The following is a 7,409-nucleotide window of genomic DNA, read 5'->3' as shown; positions in this document are numbered from 1 at the left end:
ATATTCTGAGTAATAAGGTGCTTTCGGTTAGGAAAATGGATGCGCAAATATAAAGCGGATCATAAAGGTCGCAAAGTTAAAAATATTTGAGGAGAAAAAAGCTATGAACTAAATAAATCCCCATCCTTTTTGCCGGGCTCGATGCTTAGATACTGATACGCTTTTTTTGTACAGATCCGTCCTTTGGGAGTGCGCTGCATAAAACCTTCTTTGATAAGGAACGGCTCATATACTTCTTCAATGGTTCCCTTGTCTTCCCCCACGGCTACGCCCAATGTGCTTAAACCCACCGGGCCGCCATCATAGTTTTCGATGATGGCCTTGAGGATGCGGATATCCATTTCATCCAGGCCGTTTTGGTCCACATCGAGAGCATTGAGTGCCTTATCAGCAATTTTCTCGTCGATGGTTTCTACATTATCTACCTGGGCAAAATCGCGGGTACGGCGGAGCAGTTTGTTTACAATCCGAGGAGTGCCGCGACTTCTCCGGGCAATTTCATGTGCTCCTGTCTCCGTGATCTCCAAGCCCATAATATCAGCCGTACGCAACGCAATACGTTGAAGCAGTTCCACATCATAATAATCCAGCCGCATATCAATCCCGAAACGGGCACGGAGCGGAGCCGTCAACAATCCCTTTCGCGTGGTGGCACCCACCAGCGTAAAGTGGTTCAACTCGATCTGAATACTGCGGGCATTAGGGCCGGAATCGATAACAATGTCCAGCTTATAATCTTCCATAGCGGAGTAAAGGTATTCCTCGATCACAGGATTGAGCCGGTGAATTTCATCAATAAAAAGCACATCGCCTTCTTCCAGATTCGTTAGCATTCCTGCAAGATCGCCCGGTTTTTCAAGAACAGGTCCTGTAGTCGGCCGAATTTTCACGCCCATTTCATTGGCAATAATATAAGAGAGGGTTGTTTTCCCTAAGCCGGGAGGACCGGAAAGGATCACATGATCAAGGGCATCACCCCGCTGTTTGGCCGCTTTTATAAATACAGAAAGATTGGAAATAGCTTTTTTCTGCCCAATAAATTCCTGGAGGGAGCCCGGACGAACCGTCTGTTCAAAAACTTCTTCTTTTTCTTCGGGATTTAAAAGCGGGTTATTCACGTTATATAATTCGTCTGAATGTTTACGCTAAGTTAATGTAATTATACTTAGTTTTAATACTAATTATGTATGCTAATTAATTTAAGGTACTCATGAAAAAGTCATCGCTATCACCGGATGAAGTTACTTTTGATACTACGTCGGGCCAAAAATCTAAGTTTGCCAAGAAACTGGCAAATTCCAAAAAGAATGAGATCCTGAAGCAAAAGGGCATGCATAAAGATCTGCGCTCCAGCAATTTGAAGATCTTTGGGAGCGAGTACTTTTTCAATTATGAGTTAAGCTGGCTGAAATTTAATGAGCGGGTATTGGCCGAAGCGCAAAATGAAAAGAATAAATTGCTGGAGCGGATCAAGTTTCTCTCCATTGTCTGTTCCAATCTGGATGAATTCTTTCAAAAGCGTGTAGGCGGACTGAAAAGACAGCTGTTGGCTGAAGTTAAAGAACTTTCAGTAGATGGAATGACGCCTTCCGATCAGCTAAAAGCGGTGCGTCATGAAGTTCATAATATGATAGAGTCGTATCGGAGCTGCTTTTTTGATGACCTGTTACCAAAGCTTTCAGGTAAAGGAATAGAGATAAAATCATATAAAGACCTTACGGATTATCAGAAGAGTGTAAGCGACCGGTATTTCCAAAAACAGATATATCCCATTGTAACTCCGCTGGCAGTAGATGAGTCGCATCCGTTTCCTTTTATTTCCAACAAAAGCCTTTCATTTGCCATCGAGTTGATGAATCCCCGAACGAAAGAAAAATCCTTTGCTCGTCTGAAGATCCCGTCAAACCGAAACCGGTTTGTACAGGTGCATCGCAAAGGAAATAAAGTGATCCTGGTGCCGATCGAAGATATTATTCGGGAAAAGATGATACAGTTTTTCCCCGGGATGAAGCTGATCTCTGCCCACATTTTTAGAGTGACACGCAATGCGTCGTTGGATCGAAATGAAGAAGAAGCTGAAGACCTGCTTGAGACCATTGAAGATGAACTGCGGGAGCGTAAATTTGCAGAGATCGTTCGGCTTGAGATTGATACAAAAATGCCGAAGCATCTGAAAAAGTATCTGATCAAGAACCTGAATATCAATTGGAACGATGTGTATGAGATGAAGGGGACCATTGGTTTGGCTGATGTGATGGACATTGCAAGCTTAAGTGGTTTTAATCGCCTCAAGGAAAGGAGCTGGACGCCCGTATTGCACCCTGCGCTTAAGCATAACCCGGAAGAGGAGATCCCCAGTATATTTGAAGTAATAAAACGCGGGGATTTCATGGTGCATCATCCCTACCACAGTTTTGAACTTTCCACGCAGCGGTTTATTGAAGAAGCAGCCCGTGATCCAAAAGTGCTGGCTATCAAACAAACACTGTATCGGACTTCGAAAGATTCGCCCCTTATGCACTCTTTGATGAATGCGGCGGAAGAAGGGAAGCAGGTGGCGGTACTTGTGGAGATCAAAGCTCGTTTTGATGAAGAGCGTAATATTAACTGGGCTCAGAAACTTGAGAATTACGGGGTACACGTGGCGTATGGAATTCCGGGGCTTAAAATTCATACCAAGATGACCATGGTTGTCCGTGAAGAAAGTGACGGGCTGCGCACCTATTGCCATATTGGAACCGGAAATTACCACCCTGATACCGCACAGCTTTATGAAGATCTGGCGCTTTTTACTTGTGATGAACAGATCGGTTCAGATGTGACTGATGTGTTCAATCTTTTAACCGGATATGCCCCGGATCAGACCTTTGAGAAATTATTGGTTGCACCAAATCACATGCGCAAGCAAATGAATGAGCTGATCGAGTTTGAGATCAATGAAGCCAGAGAAGGCCGGCCTGCGCGTATCATTGCTAAGATGAACAGTTTGGAAGATCCGGTGATTATTCAAAAACTTTATGAGGCTTCCGATACCGGAGTTAATATAGACTTGATAGTTCGGGGTGTGTGCCGGTTAATTCCCGGAGTGGAGGGAATGAGTGAGAACATAACGGTTCACTCCATTATCGGGCGATATTTGGAGCATTCGAGGATCTATTACTTTAATCACCGGGGTGAACATAAATACTTCATAGGTTCCGCTGATTGGATGCACAGAAATTTAGATGCACGTGTTGAAGCCATTGCTCCTATCGAAAATGAGAAACTAAAAAAATATATGCAGTTTGTGCTGAATATCTATTTCAATGACAACAAGCAGCGTTGGATACTGAATGCTGATGGCAGCTATGACCGGGCTAAAAAGGAGAAAGGAAAATCCAAGCTGAGCGCCCATGACTTTCTGATGAATCATATGAAAGAATCCGAAGAGCCGATCCCGAAAGCAGAATAAAAACATACTCATTCTGATCTGCTCTAGTCTAATTCCGGGATGTTGAGGTCTTCATAGTCTGAAATGCCAAGATCGTTACTTAGTTTCTTCAATAACCGGAATGCTGGGCTTCGGAAAACGCCATTAATTTGATAGGCTTGAAATACCGCTTCGTGAGCAGCCTCAAGCTCTCCAACATTCACCAAAGCATTACCAAGATACCAATATGTTTTTTCGGTGATCATACGACTGCTTTCAACCCTCTCAGCAGCTTCTCTGAAAGCTAAAATGGCCGACTTGTAATCGGAATCATTGTAAAGCAGGATGCCTTTGTTTAAAAATGCTTTTGAGCCATAGGGTTCTTCATCAAAATTATCGATAACCTCATTAAAAAGCTCAAGAGCTCGTTCTTCATCTCCGGAGATAGCAGCCTGGAACCCGAGATTAAGCAGGGAGTCAGCTGTAGTTATACTTAGGTTCTCAGACCGTATTCCATTAGCATATTCCATCTCACTCGGGTTGATCTGCTGTATTACAAATTGATCAAGGGCAGTTGGGGTTTCAACGCGAAATAACTGAACCAATGCAACTATCAGCAACACGGCTGCTGCTACAGCATGCCATGTCCAGGAAGGGAGTTTCTTAATGTGTGATGCATTGGTCTTTCTTTCAATCAATGCCTTCAGATTTACTTCTAATTCAAGCAAGTCTAGTAATTCAGGCTCTTTTGCAAACTCATTCCAAAGTTCTTGAATTTCATCCTCTTCAAGCTGCCCTTTTATGTAGGCATCGATACGCTGTTTGATTTCTATTTCTCTCGATTTATCCATTACAATTGTTTTTATTCAAACCGGAACAGAATGTATTCTTCAAATACATTCTGAACTCTATAAGTAAGAGCGATGAGAATGGAATTCCTTACACTTAAATTTAAAATTTTTTTTCGAAGCATTCTTTAAGCACATTTATTACCCGATGTTTTTTGGTCCAGGCATTATTCACAGAGATCCCAAAGTGTTCCGCAACAACAGAAGTTTCGTAATCAGGATTTTGAAACCAGTATTCTATGTAACTTTTATAATCAGCCTTTAGAGCCTCCATGCAACGTTTTAAGATGCTCATTTTCTCATTATCTACAAGACGATCTAGCTGGTCAGGTTTATTGAATTGATGCTCAGGAAGGTCCTCATAATTCACTTCACGCTCCTTGGAAAGGAGCTTAAAATACTCATGTTTTGAAGTGGTAAAAAGGTAGTTAATGATAACATCCGGGTTGTTTAATTGATCATTTCGGATCTTTTCGATAGCGATCATGAGCGTATTTTGTGCGCAATCCTGAGCATCTTCAAACAAGGCATCGAGGCGAACAGTTAGAAATTTAATAAGCACAGCCGTGATTACTCTAACCTGTTTGTTGATAACAGGTTGGTCATTCTCCAATACAGCTTTTACAAATTTCGAATAATCCATGCCATTAATTATGCTAACTTAGAAGAAGTTCTAAAATAACATTCGGTGTGAAAAAGAAAATAAAGAAATTTAGTTCTTAACTGTGTAGTTTTAGTATATGTATCGAGTTCAATTAAACAATTTTGAAGGACCGCTCGACCTGCTTCTTTTCTTTATAAAAAGAGATGAGTTGGATATATATGATATCCCCATTTCTTATATCACAAAGCAGTTTTTGGAGTATGTGCATGTACTTGAGGAACTTGATCTGGATGTAGCAAGTGAATTTATACTGATGGCAAGTATGCTTATGTCCATCAAGGCAAGAATGATGCTGCCGCGGGAGGATTCTGAAGACGACGAATTGGACGAGTCGGACCCCCGTTATGAACTTGTTCAGCGTCTTTTGGAATATAAGCGCTATAAGGAGATGTCGGAAAAAATGGCCGACATGGACGAAGAGACCCGCAAAAAATACATGAGGGGTTATCCTGAGGCAGATATAGTAGAGAAGCAGGCTACCGGAGAAGCTCTTCAGGATGTTACCATGTTCGACCTGATAGCTGCGTTCAAAAAAGTGCTGCAGGATATTGAGCGTAAAAACATTGTTCATCACGTTGAGAAGGTCAGCACTACGGTTGAGGAACAAGCCGAGTTTGTACTGAACAGGTTGCAAGAGTATGGTAAGCAAACATTCATGGAGGTCTGTTCAACTCTTAAGAATAAGATCTATGTAGTTGTTACGTTTCTTGCAGTTTTAGAGATGATAAAAGAGCAGCAGATAAATTTATTTTTAGAAGATGATGACCCCACTAAATTTTATATAGACCTAAAGCCTGTAGATGAAATTATAGGCGCATAATCCAACCCATATTTACCACAATACCAATGAATAAAATAATTCTACTCCTGTCAGTAACTTTTCTTGCTTCATGCAGCGTATTTAACCAAGGATCCGAAACACCTCCACCCGATATCTATGAATTTTCGGATGAAATAACCATCGAAGGGCTTTATAATGATTTGGCAGTATTGGCTCACGATTCCTTGCAGGGAAGAGAAACAGGGACCATAGGTGAAGAGAAAGCCGCCCGATTTTTATCCAAACGCTATGAGGAAATGGGTTTGCAAGCGGTGGGTGATGACAATTCTTACTTTCAGAATTATGAACTTATTCAGCCTGCTACAGAAGAGATCAGCTACCGTTTAACAAATACCATGGATGGCAGCATTTTAGACAGATCAACTCATAATACGAACCAAAGATCTAACATAGTAACCATCTTTGGGGGAAGTGATTCATTGAGCGGCCCCATTGTTTTTGCCGGTGCCGGTATGTTTGATGAAGAAGAAGGAATCAATCAATATCCGGAGGATGACAATGGAGTATGGCTCTTTGTAATGTATGATCAGGAGAATACCAACATGAATTATTTGCAAAGAGCGCTTTCAGGTGATGCTTTAGGGGCCATTATGTTAGTAGGAACAGATGTAGAAGATTTTGAAGCTGAAGCAGATAACAGAAGCTCAAACTTTGGAATGGGTCGTGGATTGACATTAAAATATCTGCAGGAAGATGGAGATGGAATGGCTCCTGCGTTTAATCGAATCCATCCGGAATTGGCAAAGAGTTTATTAGGAGTGGAAAATACAGGGTCGTTAGACGAGATACAGCAAAAAATTATAAATGAACCGGCTTCTTTTGAGCCAAGAAAATTAAATTTTAAACTTGATCATAATCCGGTGGTCAATGAAAATATTGTGGTGACTAAAAATGTGGTGGCGTTCCTGGAGGGAAGCGACCCGAGTCTAAAGCATGAGGTTGTAGTATTAAGTTCTCATTATGACCATGTTGGAATAGGCCGACCTGACTCTACCGGCGATAATATTTATAACGGTGCCGATGATGATGGAAGTGGAACAGCTGCAACGCTTCAGACGGCACAAGCTCTGGCTTCAGCTAAAGCAAGAGGAGCAGGACCGAAGAGAAGTGTGCTATTTCTAAATGTTTCAGGAGAAGAAAAAGGTCTCCTGGGCTCCCGTTATTATTCTGACCATCCTATTTTTTCAATTGAAAATACGGTGGCAAATATCAATATGGATATGATAGGCCGCGTAGACGAAGAGCATATAAACGATAGCAGCTATGTTTACGTCATAGGTGGAGAGATCATCTCATCGGGATTGGACAGCCTTACAAGGGTAGCGAATGAAATGGGGCCAAACCTTACGCTCAGTAAGCGATATAATGACCTGAATGACCCAAATCAGTTTTACAGAAGAAGCGACCATTGGAACTTTGGACGGTTGGGTGTTCCTTTTGTATTTTTCTTCAATGGAACTCATGAAGATTATCATCGGCCTCAGGATCATATCGAAAAGATCACCTTTGAACCATTACTTAAGAGAACCCGATTGGTTTATAACCTAACAGCTCTTTTAGCTAACTCTCCGGATCGCCCCGTTGTGGACAACCAGGAGTTTATTGAGAAAACTCAGGTTCAGCCAAGATAAAACCTCTGGTCACTAA

Annotated in this window: 6 protein-coding genes; 3 read left to right on the top strand and 3 right to left on the bottom strand. The window is 41.8% G+C overall.

What is annotated here, in order from left to right; translation table 11 throughout:
- Positions 1 to 101: 101 nt before the first annotated feature.
- Positions 102 to 1,118, bottom strand: coding sequence for a Holliday junction branch migration DNA helicase RuvB (gene ruvB, locus VFM80_RS08275; RefSeq protein WP_395071355.1), 1,017 nt, complete (start codon positions 1,116 to 1,118; stop codon positions 102 to 104).
- Positions 1,119 to 1,210: 92 nt separating this feature from the next.
- Between ruvB and ppk1 the strand changes: the two genes are divergently transcribed.
- Positions 1,211 to 3,451, top strand: coding sequence for a polyphosphate kinase 1 (gene ppk1, locus VFM80_RS08270; RefSeq protein WP_395071354.1), 2,241 nt, complete (start codon positions 1,211 to 1,213; stop codon positions 3,449 to 3,451).
- 23 nt (positions 3,452 to 3,474) lie between these two features.
- On the opposite strand, the gene VFM80_RS08265 is transcribed toward ppk1, so the two are convergent.
- Entirely contained in the window at positions 3,475 to 4,260 is a 786-nt protein-coding gene (locus VFM80_RS08265) for a tetratricopeptide repeat protein (protein WP_395071353.1), read from the bottom strand.
- Positions 4,261 to 4,360: 100 nt separating this feature from the next.
- Positions 4,361 to 4,900 carry an RNA polymerase sigma factor gene (locus VFM80_RS08260; protein ID WP_395071352.1) on the bottom strand — a complete coding sequence of 180 codons (540 nt, stop codon included), beginning with the start codon at positions 4,898 to 4,900 and terminating at the stop codon, positions 4,361 to 4,363.
- Positions 4,901 to 4,997: 97 nt separating this feature from the next.
- Here VFM80_RS08260 and VFM80_RS08255 point away from each other — a divergent pair, with 97 nt between their 5' ends.
- Together VFM80_RS08255 and VFM80_RS08250 are read left to right on the top strand one after the other, a co-directional pair.
- Positions 4,998 to 5,741, top strand: coding sequence for a segregation and condensation protein A (locus tag VFM80_RS08255; protein ID WP_395071351.1), 744 nt, complete (start codon positions 4,998 to 5,000; stop codon positions 5,739 to 5,741).
- Positions 5,742 to 5,767: 26 nt separating this feature from the next.
- The gene (locus tag VFM80_RS08250; RefSeq protein ID WP_395071350.1) at positions 5,768 to 7,393 is read left to right on the top strand and encodes a M28 family peptidase; all 1,626 of its coding nucleotides are present in this window, start codon (positions 5,768 to 5,770) and stop codon (positions 7,391 to 7,393) included.
- Positions 7,394 to 7,409 lie beyond the last annotated feature (16 nt).

The organism is Gracilimonas sp. (assembly GCF_035704785.1).
Classification (GTDB): domain Bacteria; phylum Bacteroidota; class Rhodothermia; order Balneolales; family Balneolaceae; genus Gracilimonas.
Note: the sequence above shows the minus strand (reverse complement) of the source record. Positions and strands in the feature narration are given on the sequence as shown.

Coding starts and splice junctions, on each gene's coding strand:
- ppk1 (WP_395071354.1), top strand. CDS start 1,211: ATGAAAAAGTCATCGCTATCACCGGATGAAGTTACTTTTGATACTACG.
- VFM80_RS08255 (WP_395071351.1), top strand. CDS start 4,998: ATGTATCGAGTTCAATTAAACAATTTTGAAGGACCGCTCGACCTGCTT.
- VFM80_RS08260 (WP_395071352.1), bottom strand. CDS start 4,900: ATGGATTATTCGAAATTTGTAAAAGCTGTATTGGAGAATGACCAACCT.
- VFM80_RS08265 (WP_395071353.1), bottom strand. CDS start 4,260: ATGGATAAATCGAGAGAAATAGAAATCAAACAGCGTATCGATGCCTAC.
- VFM80_RS08250 (WP_395071350.1), top strand. CDS start 5,768: ATGAATAAAATAATTCTACTCCTGTCAGTAACTTTTCTTGCTTCATGC.